Raw genomic sequence first — 23277 nt, 5'->3', positions numbered from 1 at the left:
CCCCGACGCCCGCGCCGGTGTCCGCTAAGGAAGAGGCGGTCGATACCGTTCGCTTCCTCGCTCTGCTTGCGATCGCGGTATTGATTTTTCGCAGCTTTTTCCTGTCGCCCTTCAATATTCCATCGGAATCGATGCAGCCGCGGCTGCTGATCGGCGACTATCTGCTCGTCAATAAAATGGCCTATGGCTATTCGAAATACAGCCTGCCGTTCAGCGCGCCGCTGATTCCGGGTCGGATTTTCGCGCGCACCCCCGAACGCGGCGATGTCGTGGTGTTCAAGGCGCCGCCGGTCGCCGACAATGATTATATCAAGCGCGTGATCGGCCTGCCGGGCGACAGTGTGCAGGTAAAAGAGGGCATCGTCTGGCTGAACGGCAAGCCGCTGAAGCGCGAAGCCATTGCCGATTTCGTCATTCCGGTGACGCCGAACATGGTCGAAGCATCGCGTGCGACGGGCACCCTGCCCTGCTATTCGCCCGAGTTCGAGGAAGTGGCCGCCGATGGCCAGCGCCAGTGCCGCTACAAGCAGTTCAAAGAAACGCTGCCGAGCGGGAAAAACTATAGCATTCTCGACATCACGACGATCCCCGAAGATGATACCCCACTCGTCGTCGTGCCCGCCGGCCATCTGTTCCTGATGGGCGACAACCGCGACCGTAGCGCCGACAGCCGCTTCCCCGCGATGGAAAACCAAGGCATCGGCCTTGTTCCCGAGGAGAATCTGGTCGGCCATGCGCTCGTCGGCATGTTCTCGACCGACGGATCCGCCAGCTGGATCAACCCGATCAGCTGGTTCACCGCCGCGCGCTGGAGCCGCATCGGGGACGGTTTTTGAGCGATTCCCTCGACACCGGGGCGCTAGCCGAGATCATCGGCTGCTCCCCGGGTGACCTGGGGCTGTACGATCTGGCGCTGACGCACGGCAGTACCGGGCGCGCCGATTACCAACGGCTCGAGTTTCTCGGCGACCGCGTGCTCGGTCTCGTCATCGCGTCCGAACTCTACACCCGCTTTCCGACCGCCAGCGAAGGCGAGATGTCGTCGCGGTTGCATGTGCTCGCTTCAGGCGCGACCTGCGCCGCGATTGCGCAGCGGCTGAAGCTGACCGACCTCGTCCGCTTCGGGGCACAGGCACGCAACGACGGCGGCCGCTATAGCGACAATATCGCCGCCGACGCGATCGAGGCGCTGATCGGCGCGCTCTATCTCGATCAGGGCGCCGACGCCGCGCACCGCTTCATCCTGACCAATTGGAGCGAGATGATCGACGGGCAGCAGGCGGCGCCGAAACATCCGAAAGCGGCGCTTCAGGAATGGGCGCTGGCGCGCAAGCGCCGCCCGCCCGAATATGAAATAGTCGCGCGCGAAGGCCCCGACCATGCGCCGCGTTTCCGCGTGGCGGTGAGCGTTGGAAAGCTGGCCCGGGCCGAGGCCGAGGGCGCATCAAAACAGGCAGCGGAAAAAGCGGCAGCCGCCGCCTTGCTCGCCGAACTCGAAGGACAAGAAAAATGACCCACCGTTGCGGATTTGTCGCCGTCGTCGGCGCGCCCAACGCGGGCAAATCGACCATCGTCAACGCCCTCGTCGGCCAGAAGGTCGCGATCGTCAGCCCGAAGGCGCAGACGACGCGCACCCGGCTGATGGGCGTCGCGATGGACGGCGAGACCCAGATTATTTTGATCGACACGCCGGGCATCTTCGCCCCCACCCGCCGGCTCGACCGGGCGATGGTCGCGGCGGCGTGGAACAGCCTCGATCAGGCAGAGGCGATCCTGGTCATGATCGACGCGGCTGCCAAGCTCGGCGAGCGTGCCGAGCGTGTGCTGCAGGGGATCGAGGGGCGCCCCGAAAAGAAGTTCCTTGTCCTCAACAAGGTCGACCTCACCCGGAAGGACAAACTGCTGACGACAGCGACCAAGCTCAACGAGCGCGTCGCTTTCGATGAAACCTTCTTCATCTCGGCCAGCACGGGTGACGGCGTTCCCGAACTGAAAGCGACGCTGTCGGCTCTGATGCCGGAGGGGCATTGGCATTTCCCCGAAGACGAGGTCAGCGATGCCCCCGAACGCGTGCTCGCCGCCGAAATCACCCGCGAGCAACTCTATCGCCAGCTCCACGAGGAACTGCCCTATCAGTCGACTGTCGAGACCGAGAAATTCACGACGCGCAAGGACGGCAGCGCCGAAATCCACCAGCAGATCCTCGTCGCGCGCGACAACCAGCGCGCGATCATCCTTGGCCACAAGGGCGAGCGGATCAAGGAGATCGGCAGCAAGTCGCGCGCCGAGTTGACCGAGTTGCTGGGGCGCACGGTTCACCTGTTCCTGCATGTGAAGGTCAAGGCGAACTGGGACGAGGACCGCGGCGTCTATCGCGACATGGGGCTTGATTGGGTGGATTAGGTCGACAAACAACTGGGGAGGCAAATATGGAACGCCCGAAATCGATTGTCGCATTTGAGTGGTCGCTTTGGACTTCTTTCTCCATCGGGCTAGTTGGAGGGATAATCGCTTGGAATGACATTCTTGAAATCTACCGAAGCGAACCTTCTATGGCGGCTTTGGGGTTGGGCAGTGGTTTCATGATCACGATGTGGCTCGTCTCCTTTGCCTTCATGCTTCTCTTCTGGTTCATGATTGCGCGCAGACGCAGCAACGTAACCAAGTGGATCTACGTTGTGCTAATGGGCGCGGGCATATTGATGACGCTACTGTCGCTTAATGGCCCAACCGCGCCGAAGGGCGTTTTGTTGATCGCCAACCTGGGCTCATCTGGGCTGACGGCGTTTTCTATTTTTTGCCTTTTTCGCGCCGATGCGGTCGATTGGTTGAAGGGTACTCACAAAGTGAGCCCCGACACCTTCCGCTAAGCGCTAAATCCGCCTGCAATCGTTAGGAGGCGGTGTGTCGTCGAAGCGTGAGGTAATCCAGCCGATCGTTTCCTGAGCGCTCTCGCGTGCGCTCGCGCCATGATCGCCCGTCATGTCGATCCAGCGAAGCTGGGTTCCGCGCCGGCAAACCGCCTTCGCGAACTTGCGCGTGACCGCAGGCGCGACGATCGTGTCGTTGCTGCTTTGCGCGATCAGCAGCGGCCCGGGCACGCGTGCCGCATCGACGCTGTTGGCGCGCGCGAAGCTGCCGAAAGGTTCGATCTTCGCAATGTCCTTGTTCTTCGTCGCGCGGACGATGGTCAGGATGCCGAGGATGGTGCCGAGCTTCGGTTTCTTGTCGAAGCTCACGCAATTATTCTCGGCCAGTCGGTGAATGATGCCCTGATTGGTGCGATTGGCGATGGGATCGAGCGAAAAGCCGTAGAGGGTCGACCAGCTATGAAGCGTGAAGGACAGCAGCAGCGCGCGCGCATTCTTGTCGCTGCCTTCGCGTAAATTGGCGGCCAGATCAGTTGGAGGTGCCGCGGCGGCGGTGCCGACGAGCATCAGGTCGGGCGCATAGGAGCGCGCCGAAATCGCCGTCCAGAGCGCGGCATGCCCGCCCTGCGATTCACCCCAAACCGCAAAGCTGTTGCCCGCCGCGGCACCGGGGATTTCGCGCGCCGCGCGCACAGCGTCGAGAACCGAATTGGCGGTATCGGTGCCGACAAGCATCGGATGCATCGTCGGATTTCCCAGGCCGATATAATCGGGGGCGACGACGACATAGCCGCTGCGAACCGCGTCGATCCCTGCAGTCGCCGCGAAGAAATTCGGGCTGATCGAAGGCGCGCATTTCTCGGCGACACCCCACGCGCCGTGGGTCCATGCGATGACGCGGCGGGGGCGCGGCGGGGTCGCTTCGCGCGGTGCGGCCACGACGCCCGTCACCTCGAACGACTTACCATATTGGTTCGTCGTCCAATATTTTACGCGCCATGCCTGAACGCCGGCTGGCGTGTCCTGAACGGGATCTGCCGATATCAGGCGCCCCGCCTGCTGGGCCGCGACGGGCAGCGAAAACAGCGACAGGATGGAAAGCAGGGTGGCGGCGAGCAGGTGGCGCATGGACAGTCTCCCGGATGCGCCACCCTATCACGGCTTGGCGACGTCGCAAACGCCGCCTGCGAAGGTCATTCTTCCGCCGTCGCCTTTTTCTTCGCCGGCGCCTTCTTCTTCGCAGGCGTCTTCTTGGCTGCGGCCTTCTTCGGCGCCGCCTTCTTCTTGCCCTTCGCCGGCCCCTTCGCCGCACGTGCGTCGATCAACGCAATCGCCTCTTCGAGCGTGAGCGTCGCCGGATCGGCCGATTTCGGCAGCGTCGCGTTGGTCGTGCCATCGGTCACATAGGGACCGAAGCGTCCTTCCATCAGCTTCATCTCGCCGCCGCTCGTCGGGTGCGGGCCGAAGGTGTTGAGCGGCTCGGCCTTGGTCCGTCCGCGTCCACCGCCGGCGGCGGCTTCGGCGATGCGGACTACCGCGGCGTTCATGCCGATGTCGAAGATTTCGGCTGTGCCAGTCAGCTTGGCATATTTGCCGTCGTGGAGCAGATAGGGGCCATATCGCCCCAGCCCCGCCATGATGACATTACCGCTTTCGGGATGCGTCCCGACTTCGCGCGGCAGGCTGAGCAGCCGCAGCGCATAGTCGAGGTCGAAATCCTCACCCGGAATGTCTTTAGGAATCGACGAGCGCTTCGCCTCCTTGCCGTCGCCGAGCTGAATGTAAGGACCAAAGCGCCCGCTGCGCTTCGTCACCTCAAGCCCGCTGTCGGGATCGGTGCCCATCGTCTCTGGCCCGGTATCGGCCCCGTCGCTGCCGCCCGGCTGCGCGAATTTTCGCGTGAATTTGCAGTCGGGATAATTGCTACACGCGATGAACGGCCCGAACTTGCCGCCACGCAGCGCCAGCTTGCCGGTGCCGCAATTGGGACAGATGCGCGGGTCGCTGCCGTCGCCCTTGTCAGGGAAGAGATAGGGGCCGAGGAAGATGTCGAGTTCCGCGGTAATCTCCGACGGCTTCTGTTCCATCACTTCGCCGGTGCGCGGCTTGAAATCGCGCCAGAAGCGTTCGAGCACGGCCTGCCATTGGGCGCGGCCGCCCGACACATCGTCAAGCTCTTCCTCGAGGCCCGCGGTGAAATCATAGCCGACATAGCGTTCGAAGAAGCGTTCGAGGAAGGCGGTGAGCAGCCGCCCGCTTTCCTCGGGTATGAAGCGGTTCTTTTCGACCGTCACGTAGGCGCGGTCCTTCAGCACCTGGAGGATCGAGGCATAGGTCGACGGGCGACCGATGCCGAGCTCTTCCATCTTCTTGACCAGGCTCGCTTCCGAATAGCGCGGTGGCGGCTGGGTCTCGTGCTTTTCGACTTCGATGCCGGTCTTAGCGGGCGCATCGCCCTTCGCCATCGCGGGCAGCAGGCGCGCGTCTTCATCCTCGCTGTCGTCGCGGCCTTCGTCGTAGAGCGCGAGGAAGCCGGGGAATTTGATCACCTGTCCGGTCGCGCGCAGCATCGTCTTGCCGGTGCCGTCGGTCAGGTCGATGCTGGTGCGTTCGAGCCGCGCCGAGGCCATCTGGCTCGCCATCGCGCGCTTCCAGATCAGTTCGTACAGCCGCGCATGATCGCCGCCGCCGGTCTTGTCTTTCGAAAAATCGGTCGGACGGATCGCTTCATGCGCTTCCTGCGCATTCTTCGCCTTTGTCTGATACTGGCGCGGCTGGTCGGGGACATAGCCGCCGTCGTAGCGCGTCGCGATCGCTTTGCGCGCGGCGCTGATCGCGCTGCCGTCCATCTGCACACCATCGGTACGCATGTAGGTGATCGCGCCATCCTCATAGAGACCCTGCGCGATCCGCATCGTGTGGCTGGCCGAGAAGCCAAGCTTGCGCGCGGCTTCCTGCTGCAAGGTCGATGTCGTGAACGGCGGCGGAGGATTGCGCGTCAGCGGTTTGGTTTCGACGAGATCGACGGTGAAATGGCCCGCCTTCACATCGGCCTCGGCGGCGTGCGCATCAGCTTCGCTGGTGATCGACAGCCGCTCGATCTTGTCGCCGCGCCAGCGTGCGAGGCGCGCCTTGAACGGCGTGCCCGACATTTCGAACAGCCCGGTGACCGACCAATATTGCTGCGCAACAAAGGCTTCGATCTCACGCTCGCGTTCGACGATCATGCGCAGCGTCACCGACTGGACGCGCCCCGCCGATTTGGCACCAGGCAGCTTGCGCCACAGCACCGGCGACAGCGTGAAACCGACCAGATAGTCGAGCGCGCGGCGGGCGCGGTAGGCGTCGATCAGATCCTCGTCCAGAGCGCGCGGCGCCGCCATCGCGGTCAGTACTGCGTCCTTGGTGATCGCGTTGAACGTCACCCGGTCGACCTTGGCCGGCAGCGCCTTTTTGCTGCGCAGCAATTCCTGCACATGCCAGCTGATCGCCTCGCCCTCGCGATCAGGGTCAGTCGCGAGGATCAGTCGGTCGGCGGTCTTGGCCGCGTCCTGAATTTCCTTCATCCGCTTCGCTTTGTCGGGATACAGCAGCCACTGCATCGCAAAGCCGTCGTCGGGATCGACCGACCCATCCTTGGGCGGAAGATCGCGGACATGGCCATAGGACGCCAGAACCTTGAAATCGCGTCCCAGATATTTCTCGATCGTCTTCGCCTTGGCGGGCGATTCCACAATTACCAACTGCATGAAAAACTTGTTCCCCGGAAACTCTTACGTACGTACGCGCGAGGGTGGCGGGCGCCCCGCCCCTCCGTCAAGGGAGAAATGGGGCGCCCACGGGTCTACGTCAACGGAGCGCGCCGAGGCGACCGATCAGCATTTCGCTCGCGAGACTTGCCGCCTTGGCCGCGCCTTCTTCATAAGCGCCTTGCCGGGCGGTGAATGCGAACTTGCGCGTCTTGCCCAAGCCCAGACCACCCAAACCGGCGACCGCCGCGAGCCCACCAGCCACATTGCCTGCGGATTGCAGCGCCTTGTCTGTGCCGCTCGATGCATCGGACTTTTCGACGAATTCGCCCTCGACGATCACCGGCGCCTTGACCGTGATCACCGATTGCTTGCCATTGGGAGCGATCAGGGTGATGCGCGAATAATCGGCGGTCACCGACAGGCCGCTGTTCACTTGTAGGCCACCGAAACTGAAAGCACCCGGTCGCTTGAGGTTCGAAAAGTCGATCAGATAGACGACATCGACCACCCCGACACCGGCCTGTTTGGCATATTGCGCAAGCGCCGCGCTCGCCTGCCCCGCCGCCATGTTCATGCCGATGCTGCTCATGCCTGACCCCAGAAAGTCGCCCGGGATCATCAAAAGTGAGGGTAGCGCCGACGGCTTGTAATAGGTCGCCTTGCCCTTGCTGCCCTTTTCCAGCGCGATATTGATGTCGAGAGGGACGTCCTGCGACCTCGTCTTCGCCAGCGCCGCGTGACCGAACAGGTCGGCGGCAGGCCGGACGGTGTATCCGCCCGCGCTGAGTTGCGCGACGAAATCGGCGTAGGCGGCATCGGTAACCGCCTGCATCATTTCCGGCGTGACGCCGACAAGTTCGCTCTTCGCCTTGGTCGTGCCTCCGAACGCCCCGATCAGGCCGCCCGATGCCTTGGTCTGGTCGGTCGATTCAAAGATGAAACCGACATTGAATGCGCCAATGGTGACAGTGGAGATGCCCTTCGCATTGGCAGGTCCAGCAATCTTGACCGGTTCCTTTTCCTTGGCAGCGATGTGGACGGGCTGGGCAAGCATCGCCAGTACGGCGATGGCCGACAGCATTTTATTCATGGACTGGTCCTCCGACCCCCACGGACCGGATCGCGGCCAGCAGGGGTTCCCCGAAGCGGCCCACGCCCCCGCATCGGTCAGATGCGGGGGCAAGTCAATGGGATGACGTCAGGGTGTCAGCCGTTCTGCCATTTGAAGTCGGCGGGCAGGATGCATTTGCCTGCGTCATATTTGCCGACGCTGCGGATGATTTCCTGATCCTCGGGCTCGATCCGGCGGCCGCTGATCTGGCTGTCGACGACACGGCGGACGAGGGCGTCGAGCTTGGTCACGAGGTAGCAGTCGATTGCCGGCGGCGCGTGCGGATTGCCGACGCCGCTGTCGTCGGTCAGGAACAGGTAACGCGACTGGGTCGCCGCTGCCATCGCGCGCATCGCATATTCGGCTTTGTCGGCAACGCCCGAGGCGGCGACCGGGATGATATGGATGCGCTTGGCGCGCGCGGCCTCGGCCGCTAGCCACGTCCGCCCGAACTTGTCGTCGTGCGGCGGGGCATCGGCGACAAGCAACAGCGACTTCGCCGCGTCGGGGCGCCAATCCTGACCCACCGCGCGGATCATCGCCTGATCCATCGCTTCGGGATAATCGCCGCCACCATTCGCTTCCTGCCGCGCAAGCGCGCCCTGCACGCGGCCGATGTCGCGGTCGAAGGCGATCGTCCGCGTGACATAATCGTCGCCGATGTCGCGATAGAAGACGAAGCCGATGCGGATGTCGAGATCGCGGTGTTTCGCGGTGATCGCGCCGATGATCGATCGCAGTTCGGCCTGAAGATAGCTGATCTCGTCGCCCATGCTGCCCGTCGTGTCGACGACGAGCATCAGGTCGAGTTTTGTCACCTTGGTGGCCGCATGGTTCGCGGTGAGTCCGACGAGCTGGCCGCCGGCGGCGTTCGCGACGAGGACCGGCCGCGTGTCGGCGATCGTTCGCCCCGCCTTTCGAGCCGATACGGTGATCCGCTCGCTCAGCCGGTCCAGCCCCGGAAAGAAGACCGCGCTGCCGTCGGCCTGCGTCGCCATCGTGATGCTGTTGCCGTCGCTGCACGTCACGGTGACGTCGGCGAAGGGGATCGGCTGGCCGCTGCGGTCGTTGACCTTCACCGTCACCACCCGCGTCGTGTCGACGCGCGGCAGGCTGCGCACCTCCTGCCCCAGATCGCCGCTGCGGTTCACATAGGATGCGTAAAGTTCGGGGTTGAGCAGATCGTCATGCTCGCCAGCGGTCAATATGCCCGATTGGGGTTGCGGCTGCGGCCGCGGATAGGGGCGCGGCGGTGGCAGACGCGAGTCGGCGGATGAACCGGGCACCGGTGCCTTCCCCGATCGCTCAGCGGAATATTCGTCCGAGCTGATGGACGTGACCGGTGACGGCAAGTCCAGTGCAGTCTCGGAAATGCGCGATCCCGTCACGGCAATTTCGGACACCTCGTCCGCGCTCGAGTAGGACGGCGATGGCGGTGCCATCGGCGGCGGTGGTGCAGGCGGGGGCGGAGGAGCCCCGTCCACCATCGCCTCTTCGCGGTCGCCCTTTGTCTTGCTTCTGCCGTTTGACTGCTGCGGCTGGGGCCGAACCTCGGGGCCGGTTTGTGGCAAGGGCGCGGCGTTGCGACAGAATCCCTGATCGGGGGCCAATGGGGTACGAGCCAGCGCGAGGGGGATCGGGGCGGGCGCAGAGGCCAGCACCGCAACCATCGTGGCACTTGTGAGCAATCGGCTCCGCATCGTCAAATTCCCCGCTATGTTATACAATATCATCAGCCTGAGATTTGGTCGCTGAACTGTGGCTGAACCACGATAAGGCGTTAGATTGACGATGGTCGGGAGGCTGTGCCGCCGGTCACATGAGCGAGATTTTTGCGCCCGCGTGGCGTTCGACGCGGCCCGCGAGTTCGAGTTCGAGAAGCACCAGCTGGACCGTCGCGGTGGACCGTCCCGACTGACGCACCAGTTCGTCGACCGCGACGGGGGTCGGTCCGAGCAGGTCGACGAGCGCGCGCCGATCGCCCTCGCCTGCGTCCGACGGCAATGATGCGGCGGCATAAGCGCGCGCGGGTTCACGAACCATGCGCGCGTCGATCGGCCCGACCGCTTCCATCACGTCATCGACCGTCTGGATCAGCGTCGCGCCCTCGCGGATCAGCATGTTGCAGCCCTGCGCGCGCGGATCGAGCGGCGAACCGGGCACCGCCATCACCTCGCGGCCATAGTCGCCGGCCCGTCGCGCGGTGATAAGCGATCCCGACCGCGGCGCGGCTTCGATCACGACCGTACCGTGCGCGATCCCGGCGATGATGCGATTGCGCGAAGGGAAGTGGCGCGCGAGCGGTTCGGTGCCCGGTGGCTGTTCGGCGATCAGCAACTGGTCGCTCGCGATCTTTTCCTGCAGCGCGGCATTTTCCGGCGGAAAGGCGATATCGAGGCCGCTGGCGATCACACCGACGGTCGACCCGCCAAGCGCGCCGATATGCGCCGCGGTGTCTACCCCGCGCGCCAGCCCGCTGACCACTGTCACATCGCGTACGGTCAGGTCGGCGGCGAGCTGGCGCGCGAATCGGCACGCGATGGCCGATGCGTTGCGCGCGCCGACGATCGCGACGCACGGGCGCCGCAGCATCCCGGTATCGCCGCGCACGATTACGACAGGCGGCGCCCCCTCGACCTCGCGCAGCATCGGCGAATAGTCATCCTCGTCGCTGAAGATGTGTCGCGCCCCGAGTTTCGCGGCGCGCTCGAATTCGCGTTCCGCAACCTCGACGGGCGCGATGCGCGCCTTCCCGGCGCCGCCGCGCAGCACCAGATCGGGCAGCGCATCGATCGCGGCCTCGCCCGATCCGAAGCGCTGCATCAGCTGGTGCCAGCTGACCGGTCCGACATGCGGCGTCCGGATCAGCCGCAGCCGTGCCAGCCGCTCAGCGTCGGTCATACGGGCTCTTTCTTGCCGCCGATCCGCGGCTCGGTGCCGGCGCGCAGCCGCGCGATATTTTCGCGGTGGCGCCAGAGCACGATCACTGCCAGCCCGGCGAGGCCGACCGCATAGACGGGATAACCGAGGACTAGCGCCGCGATCGGCGCCGAAACCGCACCCAGCATTCCGCCGAGCGACGAAATGCGCAGCAGCACGACCGTACCAAGCCAGACGAGGGCAAAGATCAGCCCGATCGGCCAGGCCAGCGCCAGCGCCAGTCCCAGCAGCGTCGCGACGCCCTTGCCGCCCCTGAAATTCAGCCAGACGGGGTAACAATGGCCGATCATTGCTGCGGCGCCCGCGATCATCGCGCCATCCTGACCCAGGCCGGGTGCGAAGTGACGCGCGAGCAGGACCGCCACGGCACCCTTGGCCCCGTCAAGGATCAGGGTGGCCGCCGCCAGACCCTTGCGTCCGGTGCGCAGCACATTTGTGGCGCCGATATTACCCGACCCGATCTGACGCAGGTCGCCCGCACCGAAGAGGCGGGTCAGGATGACGCCGAATGGGATCGATCCGAGCAGGTAACCGACAGCAGCCAGCAAAAATGTCGTCATGAAAATCCCCGTTTCGTTCGATACCAGTGTGGCGATGTTGGGCGATGCAATCAATGGATTAGGGTTCGGTCAGGACCAGAATGGATTTGAAAGCCGCTGGTCCTGCCTGCTAGGCGCTGCACATGCATCCCGCCCCTGACGCCCCCATCCTTTTTTTCGACAGCGGCCTGGGCGGGCTGACCGTGCTCGGTCCGACCCGCGCGTTGCTGCCGACCGCGCCTATCGTCTACGCCGCCGACTATGCCGGCCTGCCTTATGGGCAGAAGAGCGAGGCCGAGCTTGCGGCGCGCGTTCCGGCCTTGCTCGGGCGGCTCGTCGAGCGATACCAGCCGCGGCTCGCGGTGATCGCGTGCAACACCGCCTCGACGATCGCGCTCGCGCATGTCCGCGCCGCACTCGATCTGCCGATCGTCGGGACCGTTCCGGCGATCAAACCGGCCGCCGAAGTGACCCGCACCGGCGTGATCGGCGTGCTCGGCACCGAGGCGACGGTGCGCCAGCCTTATGTCGACGATCTCGGCGCCCGATTCGCGAGTGGCAAGACCGTGCTGCGGCACGGCAGCCCCGGGCTCGTCACCGGGGCCGAGGCGAAGCTGCGCGGCGAGGCGATCGACCCCGCGGTGATCGCGCGGGCCGTCGCGGGCCTGCGCGACCAGCCCGGCGGCGAAGACATCGACGTTATCGTGCTGGCCTGCACCCATTTTCCGCTGCTGCAGGACGAGTTGCAGGCGGCGGTCGGCCCGGGCGTCCGTCTGATCGATGGCGCCGAGGGGATTGCGCGACGTATCGCCGCCCTGACCGAAGGCCAGGCCTGGCCGAATACCGCGTTGCCGGGCATCGCGGTCTTCACGCGCAGCGACGACCGGCCGCCACCGCCGCTCGCCGCGCTTGCGCCTTATGGCATCGGTGTGATCGAGACGATCTGACCGGCGCCTAGTCGGTGCCGGTCGCGCAGGATTTCAGCCAGACGAGATCTTCGGGCTGCGGCCCCTCACCCTTCAGCGATCGCACTTTGGGTAACCCTGCCGCGCGCACCGCCGCGGCGCAACTGAACTCCTCGCCTTGCTTCGCGCTATGCAGGCGGCCATTGCACACCAGAAGCTGTTGATCCGAGGTGCCCCAGCCGACTTTCTCGGCGCTGCTCGGCGCGGCGCCGGCGCAATAGGTATCGGTCTCCGATCCCGGATCGCCGCAAATCTTGTCGATACGGAGCGACGTGCCGGTCGCGGTGCCGACAAATCTTTGCACATACGTGCGATTGGTCGCGAAATAGCTCTGGACCCCGCAAACGCGGCTGCCGCGCTGGATGTGCAGATTGTATCCGCAGATACGCATGCCCTGCCAGGTTTCACAGCTCATCCACGCGCCGTCGAATGGCGCAGGCGAGGACTTCGTGGCCGATACGCCGCTGCCCAGCGCAGCCATGGACAAGATCGCAACCATGACAAAACGCATATCTTCGCTCCTTGGCAACCCGTTGTCGCGATTTCACCATAGCTGCAATTCGTCAACCGGCCCGTGCGATCGATCACAGCGAACGGCGCGGTCGACGCGATCGACCAGGACAATTTGTCCCACAAGCTGCGAATCGTTCGCACTGGATTTCAGCCAGATTCGGCGTTATTGGCCCGCCTGTTAAGTGCCGCCGGAGGGAGCGGCGCCCAAAGACCTGAACGGGCACCTGACTGCGGGGCTGAAACGTGAACTATAACGATATTTTCGCTCGGGCGATCGACCGGCTGCACGAAGAGGGACGCTACCGCGTCTTCATCGACATTTTGCGCAACCGGGGCTCTTTCCCGAACGCACGCTGCTTCGCCGGTCACAACGGACCGAAGCCGATTACAGTCTGGTGCTCGAACGACTATCTGGCGATGGGCCAGCACCCGAAGGTCATCGAAGCGATGGAAGGCGCGCTGCACGACGTCGGCGCGGGTTCGGGCGGCACCCGCAACATCGGCGGAAACACCCATTATCATATCGACCTCGAGCATGAGCTGGCCGACCTGCACGGCAAGGACGGCGCGCTGCTCTTCACCTCGGGCTACATCTCGAACGAAGCGACGCTTGGCACGCTCGGCAAGCTGCTGCCGAACTGCATCATCTATTCGGACGAACTCAACCACGCATCGATGATCGCGGGTATCCGCAACTCGGGCTGCGAAAAGCGCGTATGGCGCCACAATGACCTCGCGCATCTCGAAGAACTGCTCGCCGCCGACGATCCCGACGCGGCGAAGCTGATCGCGTTCGAAAGCGTCTATTCGATGGACGGCGACGTCGCCCCCATTCACGCCATCTGCGATCTGGCCGACAAATATAACGCCCTCACCTATTGCGACGAAGTCCATGCCGTCGGCATGTACGGCCCGCGCGGCGGCGGCATCACCGACCGCGACGAAGCGGCCGACCGCGTGACGATCATCGAGGGCACGCTCGGCAAGGCGTTTGGCGTGATGGGCGGCTATATTGCGGCGGACAAGAATATCATCGACGTGATTCGCAGCTATGCGCCCGGCTTCATCTTCACAACCAGCCTGTCGCCGGTGCTGGTCGCGGGCGTCCTCGCCAGCGTCCGCCACCTGAAAGCGTCGAGCGTCGAGCGCGACGCGCAACAGGAAGCGGCGGCATACCTCAAGCAGTGCTTCCGCGACGCCGGCCTGCCAGTGATGGATTCGACGACGCACATCGTCCCGCTGATGGTCGGCGACCCGGTGCGCGCGAAGAAGATCAGCGACATCCTGCTCGCCGAATATGGCGTCTATGTGCAGCCGATCAATTTCCCGACCGTGCCGCGCGGCACCGAACGCCTGCGCTTCACGCCGGGCCCGGCACATGACGAGGCGATGATGCGCGAACTGACCAGTGCATTGGCCGAGATCTGGGACCGGCTTGAGCTGCGCAAGGCCGCGTGACGAACAATCCCGGCTATGATGAGATCGTCGTGGGACGCCGCTCGATTCGCGGCTTCCTCGACAAGCCCGTTCCAAAGGCACTCGTTGCCGAGATCCTCGAGGTCGCGATGCGCGCGCCTTCGTCGTTCAACAACCAGTGCTGGAACTTCTCGGTCGTCACCGGCGCCCCGCTCGCCGCGATCCGCCAAGGCAACACCGACGGTATTCTCGCCGGCAAGCCCGACAGCCGCGAATTTCGCCGCTTCGACGGCATCGCCGACGACCATCGTGCGCGCCAGATTGAGATCGCCAAACAATTGTTCGGCGCGATGGGGATCGAACGCGACGACAAGGACGCGCGGCAAGACTGGGTGCTGCGCGGCTTCCGCCAGTTCGACGCACCCGTCAGTATCGTCGTCACCTATGACCGCGTCCTGCTCGGTAGCGACATCGCGCCATTCGACTGCGGCGCGGTGACCAATGCGCTGGTCAACGCCGCCTGGTCGCGCGGGCTCGGCTGCGTCATCAATAGTCAGGGTATCATGCAAAGCCCGGTCGTGCGCGAAAATGCGCATATCCCCGACGATCAGGTCATCATGATCTGCGTCGCGATGGGCTGGCCCGATGCCGAATTCCCGGCCAATGCGGTGGTGTCGAACCGCAAGAGTGTCGACGAGGCGGTGCGGTTCGTCGGTTTCGACGATTGATCGGCGAAACTCTCGCCAGCTTGGTCCAGGTCGTTATCGACTTTTTCCTCGTTGGTGAGGTCGACCGGGGCCTACGTAGATACCGATGGATACGACTTTTTGCTCTCGGCGTGCTTGCAATTGCGGCGGGACTCGCCGCCGGTTCGTCGCTTAGCGTCCTGATATAGCGCCGAACCCCAAATGGGGCCGCTCAAGCGACTAAATTGGCGCGCTCTGACCTTCGACAAGAGGCGCAAGACTGGATAGGGTAAGCAGCGAATCTGGCCTCCCCATCGCGAAGGATTGTCATGCCAACACAGCGTTATAGCTATACCGCCATCACGCTTCATTGGCTGATCGCGCTGCTTCTGGCGTTCCAGATCGCGCTCGGTTGGGCGCTCGAGGGCAATAATAGTCCCGAATTGTTCGCGCGCTATCAGTTGCACAAGTCGATCGGCATCTCGATCCTCCTGCTCAGTCTCGCGCGCCTTGTCATTCGATTGTTCGTATCTCGACCGCCTGCGTCCGACGGCCCGGCTTGGACGCGCGCGCTCGCGAGCACGGTTCATTGGCTCTTCTACCTGGTTATGATCCTCGGCCCGATCACGGGATGGTTGCTCGTTTCAACGGCGCGCGTTGAGGTGCCCACGCTGCTCTTTGGCCTTATCCCCTGGCCGCACCTGCCCGTGGGTCGGAGCTGGCACGAGCCGGCAGAATCGATCCACGGTGCGATGACTTGGCTCGCAATCGGGTTGTTCGCCCTCCATATCGCGGGAGCGATTCGCCACCAGTGGCTGCTCGGCAAGCCCGAGCTGCAGCGGATGATCCCTTTCGCGCGCGGCAAGGCGGTGGGTATCGCGCTCGGTGCGCTGGCGCTCGTCGGCGCCGCCTTTGTCGCAGGCCAGATGATCTACCCGGACAAGGCCCGCTCCGTCGCCGAAAAAGGGATCGCGGCGCCGGTTGCCGCCTTGCCGACAGCTCCCTCACCCCCCACAGCCGAAAGCGATGAGGCCGCCAAAACGGAAGAAACCGCGCCGGAAGATAATACCCAGCCGCTCGCCGACTGGACGGTCGCTTCGGGTGGACGCCTCGGCTTCACCGCACGCTGGAACGGCGAGGCGGTCGACGGCCGTTTCGGCCGCTGGCGTGCCTCAATCCGGTTCAGCCCCGACGAGCTCGCCAAATCGACGATTCGCGTCACGGTCGATCTCGCGTCGGCGGACACCGGCGACGGGCAGCGCGACGATTCACTGAAAGGCAGCGATTTCTTCGATATCGGTGCGCATCCGGCTGCGGTCTTTACCGCGCGCGAAATCCGCCACCTCGGCGGGGACAGATATGAAGCGCGCGGCACGCTCGACCTGCGCGGCGCCAGCAAACCCGCAACGCTGCGCTTCACGCTGCGCATCGATGGTGACAAGGCCCATGTTTCCGGCACCGCGCGCATCGATCGCACCGCCTTCGGTGTCGGTCAGGGCGAATGGGCGGCAACCGACGCAATCGCTGCGGGCGTCGACATCGCCTTTGCCTTCACCGCGACGCGCCCGGCGGCGTGACCGCCCCTCATTGTGCCGGTCGCATCATACCCCAGAAATGAGGGCCGCCGCCCGGCACATCCCATTCGACCTGCGTCGCGAAGCCCAGCCGCTCGTAAAGCGGCACATTCTCCGGCGTAGCGGTCTCCAGCCAGCAAGCCAGACCCTCCGCGTCGGCAACGGCTGTCTGCGCGCGGATGATCCGCCCGCCATGGCCCTTGCCCTGATATTCGCGGCGGACGCCGACATAATGGAGGTACCAGAAGCGCCCTTCCGGACGATGCGCGTCGATGCTGCCCTGCACCTTCAATCCGCGCGGCAACGCAGTGCCGAAAGTCGCAACGAGCGGGATAACGGTTCGCAGGAATTCGAACATGCCGCTATGCGCCTGTGCCGGTGCGCGCCAGAGAGCGGCTGATTCATCATGGGTGGCGCGCAATGCCACGCCCGCACGCATGTCCGCGGGAACCAGGACATCGAACAGGCTACGCAGCGCGTGGGCGCGGCGAGCGGGATCGGGCAATATCCACGATAAAGCGGGGTCAGTCTGGAACGCCTGTGCCAGCGTCTCGACAAGCGCCGCATGGTCGCGCACGCTTGCGGTCTCTATTCCGTCCATCTTGCCCACCCCCGATCGTCGCTCAATCAGTCGCGGCAGTAACCCTCGCCCTGCTTGACGATCAGGCATTCCTTCTTGCCGGCGAGGTATTTGAGGCCGGTTTCGTCGCCGCTGCCTTGGCGCAGGCTGAGTTCTTCGGCACCGCGCTTGAACTTGATGCCATGCTCGCTGTCCTCACCGTCATAGGTCCCCTTGGTATCGAGGTCCGACTGCATCTCCAGCTTGTATTTGCCCGGCTCGGCGGCGGCGATCGTGACATACATACCCTCGACCCCTGTCCATTTGCCCGCCCAGCTCGCGAAGCGGTGCGGCGCGGTTGCAGAATCTTCGGCGGGAGATGTCTCGGGATCGGCCGTTTCGACCGGAACCTCGGTGGTATCGGTAGGCGCGGGCGCTGGCGCCTCGGCTTTTTCGCAGCCGCTCAGCAGCAACAGCGACGCAGCACCGATCAGAAAGCTCTTTTGCATCTCGCTTCTCCTTCCCCGTCCAAACGCACCTCGCAGGATAAGTATCCGCTTATCCCGCCAGTATCTCGGCATAATGCTTCGGGTCGACGTTGCCGCCCGACAAGGTGACCAATGTTGCATCGCCGAGCTCCACCTTGCCCGCCAGCACGGCCGCGAGTGCGGCCGCGCCGCCCGGCTCGACGACCAGATGCAGTTTTTCGAACACGACGCGCATCGCATGGCGCACTTCCGCTCGCGTCACCACGGCTCCGCGTACGCCGCGTGCCTGCAAAACCGCAAAATTGATCGGCCATGTTTGCGGCGTCTGGAGCGCATCGCATTCTGTCGGATAGGCAAGGTCCTCGACCGACAATATTTTGCCGGCTTCGAGCGAACGCGTCACATCGTCCCAGCCCTCGGGCTCGACCGCAACGATCTGAGCATCGGGACAGGCGAGCGCGAGTCCCGCCGACAAGCCGCCGCCGCCGCAACAGGCGATCACCTTGTCGGGACCGGCGATGCCGCGAGCGGCGAGCTGCGCGCGCGCCTCGATGCCGGCGGTACCTTGGCCCTCGATGATCCACGGATCGCCGTACGCGTGGACCAGCGTGCCGCCGTGCTCCTCGAGCAGCTTTGCCGCGACGGCATCGCGCGATTCCGTGACGCGGTCGTACAGCACGACCTCGGCCCCCAGCGCGCGCGTGGCGGACAGTTTCATCTGCGGCGCATTGCTGGGCATCACGATCGTCGCGGGGATGCCGAGCCGCTTAGCCGCCCAGGCAACGCCCTGCGCATGATTGCCGCTCGATACGCCGACGACGCCCGCGGCCGCCTGTTCGGGCGTCAGGTCGGTCAGGCGGTGCCACGCGCCTCGGATCTTGAATGCACCGACGGGTTGCAGGCACTCGGCCTTGCACCACACGACGGTCCCGTCGACTTCGAGCGGCAGCAGAGGGGTTTGCGGCAACAATGCAGCGACTTTCGCCGCCGCGCGTTCGACGCCTGCAAACGTGGGCGCACGGTTCGGATCGAGCAGGGGATCGGGGCTTTGCTGTGTCATGGCTTCGTCCTATAGGGCCAGCCATACAAGACAAGCCACATAGGTAGGCGCAGGAGATTTTTCGATGAGCAAGGTTCTGGTGATCGGCGCAGGCGGCGTCGGTTCGGTCGCGGTGCACAAGATGGCGATGAACCCCGACATCTTTCCCGACATTACGCTGGCGAGCCGCCGCAAGTTCAAATGCGATGCGATCGCCGACTCGGTCAAAGAACGCACCGGGGTGACGATCAAGACCGCCGAGGTCGATGCCGACCATATCGATGCGACCGCAGCGCTGATCCGTTCGATCGGCGCGACGCATGTCGTGAACCTCGCTCTGCCCTATCAGGATCTCACGATCATGGAGGCGTGCCTGTCGACCGGCGCGCATTATATGGACACCGCCAATTACGAACCGCGCGACGAAGCGAAGTTCGAATATCATTGGCAGTGGGCGTATCACGACCGTTTCAAGGATGCCGGACTAATGGCTTTGCTCGGCTCGGGCTTCGACCCGGGCGTGACCAGCGTGTTCACCACCTGGCTTAAAAAACATCATTTCTCGCGCATCGACACGCTCGACATTCTCGACTGCAACGGCGGCGATCATGGCCAGCATTTCGCGACCAACTTCAATCCGGAGATCAACATCCGCGAAGTCACCGCGGTCGCGCGCCACTGGGAAAATGGGGACTGGGTCGAAACCCCGCCGATGTCGGTGAAGCAGCAGTTCGATTTCGAAGCCGTTGGTCCGAAGACGATGTACCTCATGTATCATGAGGAGATCGAAAGCCTGAAGACCCACCTGCCCGAAATCCAGCGCATCCGTTTCTGGATGACTTTTGGCGAGGCCTATATCACGCACCTGACCGTCCTGCAGAATGTCGGCATGACGCGCATCGATCCGGTCATCTACGAAGGCCGCGAGATCGTCCCGTTGCAGTTCCTGAAGGCCGTGCTGCCCGAACCGTCGAGCCTTGGCGAAACGACCAAGGGCAAAACCAACATCGGCGTCATTGCCACCGGCCTGGGTCAGGACGGCAAGGAAAAGACGCTCTACCTCTACAATATCTGCGACCATGAGGATGCCTATGCCGAAACCGGCAATCAGGCGGTCAGCTACACCACCGGCGTTCCGGCGATGATTGGCGCCGCGATGATGGTGACCAACACATGGGGCGGCGATGGGGTGTTCAACATGGAACAGATGGACCCCGATCCCTTCATGGACATGCTGAACAAGCATGGCCTGCCGTGGCAGGTGAAGGAATTGGACGGCCCGCTCGATTTCTGATCGCGTCTGACACCCAAATTTTGTCATTCCCGCGAACGCGGGAACCCAGTAGCGACGTCGGACTGGGTTCCCGCTTTCGCGGGAATGACGAGAGGTGGTTGACATGAAACTGAGAATTGCGGCGCTCGCCTTGCTTGCTGCTTTCGCCGCGCCTGCGGCAGCTCAAACCGACGACGCCTATGCCCCGGCGCGCGCGATCGTCGCCGATATGGGCAAGATCGTCACGCCGAACGGTGTGCAGGAAACCTTCGAAGCCACACTCGGCGGCGCGCGGCAGGTCGTGAACGTGCGCGGATCGGACCGCGACAATCCGGTCCTCATATTCGTCCACGGCGGGCCCGGCGCGGTCGAGATGCCCTTTGCCTGGTCGTTCCAGCGTCCGTGGGAAGACGTCTTCACCGTCGTGCAATATGACCAGCGCGGTGCGGGGAGCTCCTATCCGCTGGGCGATCCCGCCACGCTGGCGCCGACGATGACACTCGACCGCTACCGCGACGATGCCATTGAACTGATCGAACTGCTCCGGAAAAAATATGGCAAGCGCAAGGTCGTGCTGCTCGGCCACAGCTGGGGATCGGCCATCGGCCTATCGGTCGCAGCGAAGCGCCCCGACCTGCTTTACGCCTACGTCGGGGTCGGGCAGGCCATCGATTTTCGCGAGAGCGAGGCGGTCGGCATGGCGTGGACGCGGGCGAAAGCGATTGCGGTCGGGAATAGCGAAGCGGTTGCCGCGATCGACGCACTTGCACCCTACCCGCGCGGCGATTTTTCCATCGCCAGTGCCGACGGCTGGCGTAAATATGGCATCGCCTATGGATCGCTCATTTATAACAAACCCGATCTCAAATATTATTTCCAGACCCCGCGCCTTTCGCCCGAATACAGCGAGGCCGACCGGCAGGCATGGGCCAAGGGCAGCGCGTTTTCGGTGACGACGGTTTGGCCGCGCCTCGCTGACGTGAATTTCAACAAAATGAAGACGATGGACGCGCCGATCGTCTTTCTGCTCGGTCGCCATGACTATACCGCGGCGGCGCCCGTCGCGGCAAAATGGTTCGAACAGGTCAAGGCACCCTCGAAGAAGCTCGTCTGGTTCGAACATTCTGCGCATATGCCGATGATCGAGGAGCCGGGGCATTTCTTCGCCGCGCTGCTTCGCGACGTGCTGCCGCTGACCAAGGAGTAATCCCGATATGACCGCCTATCTCGCGCCGGTCGGGCTGCTTTTCGTCTCGAACATCTTCATGACCTTTGCCTGGTATGGGCAACTTGGCGCGGTGTCGCGGCCGATCTGGCTGGCGGTGCTGATCGCATGGGGGATCGCCTTTTTCGAATATTGCCTTGCGGTTCCCGCCAACCGCATCGGCTATGGTGTATATACCGCCGCCGAACTCAAGACCTTGCAGGAAGTGATCACACTGGTCATATTCGCCGGGTTCGCGGTCTTCTGGCTCGGTGAGAAGCTGACCCTGAACCATCTCGTCGGCTTCGGTCTGATTGCGGCGGGGGCGTTTTTCATCTTCAAGGGACCCATTGCGGTCTGACAGGAATATATAGCGACATGGAAACCCGTGCCGGCGACCCCGGAGCCTTTGCCCGCTTCGACCTCAGCCGCGTCCCTTCGCCCGCCTTTGTCGTCGACGCCGCGAAAGTGCGCGCAAACCTGTCGGTGCTTCGCCATATCGGCGATGCGTCGGGCGCGCGTGTGCTCGCGGCGCTCAAGGCGTTTTCGATGTGGTCGCTCGGGCCGGTCGTCGCCGAGTATCTCGACGGCGTCTGCGCCTCGGGGCTTTACGAGGCCAAGCTCGGCCGCGGCGAATATGGCGGCGAAGTTGCCACCTATTGCGCGGGCTACAAGGAAGCCGACTTGCCCGAGATCGCGGTGCTGTCGGACCATCTGATCTTCAATTCACCGGGCCAGATTGCGCGTTTCCGTCCGCTGCTCGACGAACTGCGCGCCAAGGGCGAGAGCTTCGACATTGGCCTGCGCATCAACCCCATGCACAGCGAGGGCGAGGTCGCGAAATACGACCCGGCCGCGCCGTGCAGTCGCCTCGGCTTCCCCGTGACCCAGCTGCTGCCCGAGCATATGGAGGGCATCGACGGCATCCATATGCACAGCCTGTGCGAACAGGATTTCCCGCCGCTCCAGCGGACATGGGAAGCGGTACAGCCGATGCTGCGGCCCTTCTTCAACCAGCTCAAATGGATCAATTTCGGCGGCGGGCACCATGTCACGCGCGCTGATTATCAGGTCGACGATCTGATTGCCTTCCTGAAACAGGTTCGCGCGTCGACCGACTGCGATGTGATGATCGAACCCGGTGAAGCGATCGCCCTCGACGCCGGGATCCTCGTCGGCGAAGTGCTCGACCTGTTCGACAATGGCATGGCGATCGGGATCACCGACATTTCCGCGACCTGCCATATGCCCGACGTGATCGAAGCGCCCTATCGACCGGCGATGCTCGATGAGGGCGACGAAGGCATGCCTACCCGGCTCGGTGGTCCCTCGTGCCTCGCTGGTGACATCATCGGCGATTACCGCCTGCCCGGCGGCGCACGCATCGGCCAGCGCTTCGCCTTCCTCGATCAGGCGCATTATTCGATGGTCAAGACCAACACCTTCAACGGCGTCCCCCTCCCCTCGATCTGGCTGTGGGACAGCGACACCGACGAGCTGAAGCTGATACGCGAGTTCGGTTACGAGGATTTCAAGACGCGGCTGGGGTAGGTTCGCATCAGAAGTGCGAAGCGTTGAAAATCAGTGCGACTGCCCGACCCCGTGCGTCGGTTGCGGCGAGCGCATTCCAGATGTCCTCGCACTCGAACCCGCACTGAATGTCGCGATTTTCGTAGCGCGCGGTAATCTTGTAACGCCCTGCCGGTGCCTGTCGGCATGCGTTCGCGGCGCGCGCCTTGCCGAAAGCCTGGTTCTGGACCGCCTTGCTCCCCTTGGCAGGGATAGCGCGGACGGAAGCACGCGCACCATCGACGCTCGCGCATAGATAGACCGTACTCATTGTTGCGGGATCATAGTTGAGCTGCCCATCGGGCACGAATTCGGAAAGCCAGCGCTCGAACTCCGTGCGGGGATGTTTGTTGTTTCCCGTCTCATCGACGATTCCGATGACCCGCACGCCCTTCGCGTTCGCGCCGCGATAGACAAGATAGGTTTCGCTCGCCGAGGCAAGCTTCAGCGTCCGCCGCGCCACGGCTTGCTGGATCGTGATTACCGACTTCGCATCGACGCTGTCCTGCGAGCATCCCGTTGCCGCCAATCCCTGAAAGAACAGGCTTGTGTCGATGGTGTGATTGCGCGGCGCGGACTGAACGCCATAATAGCTGGCCAGCATGGTCCGCGCCGCCGCCTCGGTAGGGCAGATCACGGTTGAATAGTCGTTCGGAATATCGGTCTTCTGCGGCAGGGGCTCACTCGCGCTCTGCGCGGCGACGGTCATAGCCAAAGCGGTCAGGAACATTTCATTCTCTTTGCTGTTGATTCAATGTGATAACATCATCGAACCGAAG

The 23277-nt window shown here is 63.7% G+C and carries 23 protein-coding genes; 12 read left to right on the top strand and 11 right to left on the bottom strand.

Annotated features, from left to right (window positions below; translation table 11 throughout):
* Positions 1-17: 17 nt before the first annotated feature.
* Genes lepB through AC3A43_RS05500 form a run of 4 tightly spaced genes read left to right on the top strand, consistent with a single transcriptional unit; the run spans position 18 to position 2870 of the window.
* On the top strand, positions 18-836 hold the full coding sequence (lepB, locus tag AC3A43_RS05515) for a signal peptidase I (protein WP_487792027.1): 819 nt from the start codon (positions 18-20) through the stop codon (positions 834-836).
* The gene (gene rnc / locus AC3A43_RS05510; protein WP_487791522.1) at positions 833-1513 is read left to right on the top strand and encodes a ribonuclease III; all 681 of its coding nucleotides are present in this window, start codon (positions 833-835) and stop codon (positions 1511-1513) included. The genes lepB and rnc overlap by 4 nt, the downstream gene beginning before the upstream one ends.
* A complete protein-coding gene (gene era / locus AC3A43_RS05505) occupies positions 1510-2403 on the top strand; it encodes a GTPase Era (RefSeq protein WP_487791521.1) in 894 nt (297 codons plus the stop codon). The genes rnc and era overlap by 4 nt, the downstream gene beginning before the upstream one ends.
* A 26-nt stretch (positions 2404-2429) precedes the next feature.
* Complete coding sequence (locus tag AC3A43_RS05500; RefSeq protein WP_487791520.1) at positions 2430-2870, top strand: hypothetical protein; 441 nt, start codon at positions 2430-2432, stop codon at positions 2868-2870.
* Between the two features lie 3 nt (positions 2871-2873).
* Here the strand turns inward: AC3A43_RS05500 and AC3A43_RS05495 are convergent, their stop codons facing one another.
* From AC3A43_RS05495 to plsY, 6 genes are all read right to left on the bottom strand, one after another.
* Positions 2874-3998, bottom strand: a complete 1125-nt coding sequence (locus AC3A43_RS05495; RefSeq protein WP_487791519.1) for a lipase family protein — start codon at positions 3996-3998, stop codon at positions 2874-2876.
* A gap of 65 nt (positions 3999-4063) precedes the next feature.
* Entirely contained in the window at positions 4064-6619 is a 2556-nt protein-coding gene (gene topA, locus AC3A43_RS05490) for a type I DNA topoisomerase (protein ID WP_487791518.1), read from the bottom strand.
* 100 nt (positions 6620-6719) lie between these two features.
* Positions 6720-7712, bottom strand: a complete 993-nt coding sequence (locus AC3A43_RS05485; RefSeq protein ID WP_487791517.1) for a hypothetical protein — start codon at positions 7710-7712, stop codon at positions 6720-6722.
* A gap of 116 nt (positions 7713-7828) precedes the next feature.
* Positions 7829-9019 (bottom strand): VWA domain-containing protein, encoded by a 1191-nt coding sequence (locus tag AC3A43_RS05480; RefSeq protein ID WP_487791516.1) that lies wholly within the window; start codon positions 9017-9019, stop codon positions 7829-7831.
* A gap of 529 nt (positions 9020-9548) precedes the next feature.
* Positions 9549-10634 (bottom strand): DNA-processing protein DprA, encoded by a 1086-nt coding sequence (gene dprA / locus AC3A43_RS05475; RefSeq protein ID WP_487791515.1) that lies wholly within the window; start codon positions 10632-10634, stop codon positions 9549-9551.
* The gene (gene plsY / locus AC3A43_RS05470) at positions 10631-11233 is read right to left on the bottom strand and encodes a glycerol-3-phosphate 1-O-acyltransferase PlsY (RefSeq protein WP_487791514.1); all 603 of its coding nucleotides are present in this window, start codon (positions 11231-11233) and stop codon (positions 10631-10633) included. Before plsY ends, dprA begins: the two co-directional genes overlap by 4 nt.
* A 122-nt stretch (positions 11234-11355) precedes the next feature.
* Here plsY and murI point away from each other — a divergent pair, with 122 nt between their 5' ends.
* A complete protein-coding gene (gene murI / locus AC3A43_RS05465) occupies positions 11356-12159 on the top strand; it encodes a glutamate racemase (protein ID WP_487791513.1) in 804 nt (267 codons plus the stop codon).
* Positions 12160-12166: 7 nt separating this feature from the next.
* Here murI and AC3A43_RS05460 read toward each other — a convergent pair whose 3' ends face one another.
* On the bottom strand, positions 12167-12688 hold the full coding sequence (locus AC3A43_RS05460; protein WP_487791512.1) for a hypothetical protein: 522 nt from the start codon (positions 12686-12688) through the stop codon (positions 12167-12169).
* Positions 12689-12933: 245 nt separating this feature from the next.
* On the opposite strand from AC3A43_RS05460, the gene hemA reads away from it, so the two are divergent.
* From hemA to AC3A43_RS05445, 3 genes are all read left to right on the top strand, one after another.
* Positions 12934-14148, top strand: a complete 1215-nt coding sequence (hemA, locus tag AC3A43_RS05455; protein ID WP_487791511.1) for a 5-aminolevulinate synthase — start codon at positions 12934-12936, stop codon at positions 14146-14148.
* Positions 14145-14834, top strand: coding sequence for a nitroreductase family protein (locus AC3A43_RS05450; RefSeq protein WP_487791510.1), 690 nt, complete (start codon positions 14145-14147; stop codon positions 14832-14834). Before hemA ends, AC3A43_RS05450 begins: the two co-directional genes overlap by 4 nt.
* Before the next feature lie 287 nt (positions 14835-15121).
* Positions 15122-16369, top strand: a complete 1248-nt coding sequence (locus AC3A43_RS05445; RefSeq protein ID WP_487791509.1) for a YceI family protein — start codon at positions 15122-15124, stop codon at positions 16367-16369.
* Positions 16370-16376: 7 nt separating this feature from the next.
* Here the strand turns inward: AC3A43_RS05445 and AC3A43_RS05440 are convergent, their stop codons facing one another.
* The 3 genes from AC3A43_RS05440 to AC3A43_RS05430 are packed head-to-tail and all read right to left on the bottom strand — an operon-like array spanning position 16377 to position 18473.
* A complete protein-coding gene (locus tag AC3A43_RS05440) occupies positions 16377-16967 on the bottom strand; it encodes a GNAT family N-acetyltransferase (protein ID WP_487791508.1) in 591 nt (196 codons plus the stop codon).
* 26 nt (positions 16968-16993) lie between these two features.
* On the bottom strand, positions 16994-17434 hold the full coding sequence (locus tag AC3A43_RS05435) for a hypothetical protein (RefSeq protein ID WP_487791507.1): 441 nt from the start codon (positions 17432-17434) through the stop codon (positions 16994-16996).
* 49 nt (positions 17435-17483) lie between these two features.
* Positions 17484-18473 (bottom strand): threonine ammonia-lyase, encoded by a 990-nt coding sequence (locus AC3A43_RS05430; RefSeq protein WP_487791506.1) that lies wholly within the window; start codon positions 18471-18473, stop codon positions 17484-17486.
* Between the two features lie 64 nt (positions 18474-18537).
* Between AC3A43_RS05430 and AC3A43_RS05425 the strand changes: the two genes are divergently transcribed.
* From AC3A43_RS05425 to AC3A43_RS05410, 4 genes are all read left to right on the top strand, one after another.
* Positions 18538-19746: a saccharopine dehydrogenase family protein gene (locus tag AC3A43_RS05425; RefSeq protein WP_487791505.1), complete on the top strand. Its 1209-nt coding sequence runs from the start codon at positions 18538-18540 to the stop codon at positions 19744-19746.
* Positions 19747-19849: 103 nt separating this feature from the next.
* The gene (locus tag AC3A43_RS05420) at positions 19850-20932 is read left to right on the top strand and encodes an alpha/beta fold hydrolase (protein WP_487791504.1); all 1083 of its coding nucleotides are present in this window, start codon (positions 19850-19852) and stop codon (positions 20930-20932) included.
* Positions 20933-20939: 7 nt separating this feature from the next.
* The gene (locus AC3A43_RS05415; protein WP_487791503.1) at positions 20940-21290 is read left to right on the top strand and encodes a DMT family protein; all 351 of its coding nucleotides are present in this window, start codon (positions 20940-20942) and stop codon (positions 21288-21290) included.
* A gap of 17 nt (positions 21291-21307) precedes the next feature.
* A complete protein-coding gene (locus AC3A43_RS05410; protein ID WP_487791502.1) occupies positions 21308-22480 on the top strand; it encodes a carboxynorspermidine decarboxylase in 1173 nt (390 codons plus the stop codon).
* A gap of 7 nt (positions 22481-22487) precedes the next feature.
* Here the strand turns inward: AC3A43_RS05410 and AC3A43_RS05405 are convergent, their stop codons facing one another.
* Positions 22488-23228, bottom strand: a complete 741-nt coding sequence (locus AC3A43_RS05405) for a hypothetical protein (protein WP_487791501.1) — start codon at positions 23226-23228, stop codon at positions 22488-22490.
* Positions 23229-23277 lie beyond the last annotated feature (49 nt).

It is taken from the genome of Sphingopyxis sp. Soil_C_28, from assembly GCF_057657055.1.
Note: the sequence above shows the minus strand (reverse complement) of the source record. Positions and strands in the feature narration are given on the sequence as shown.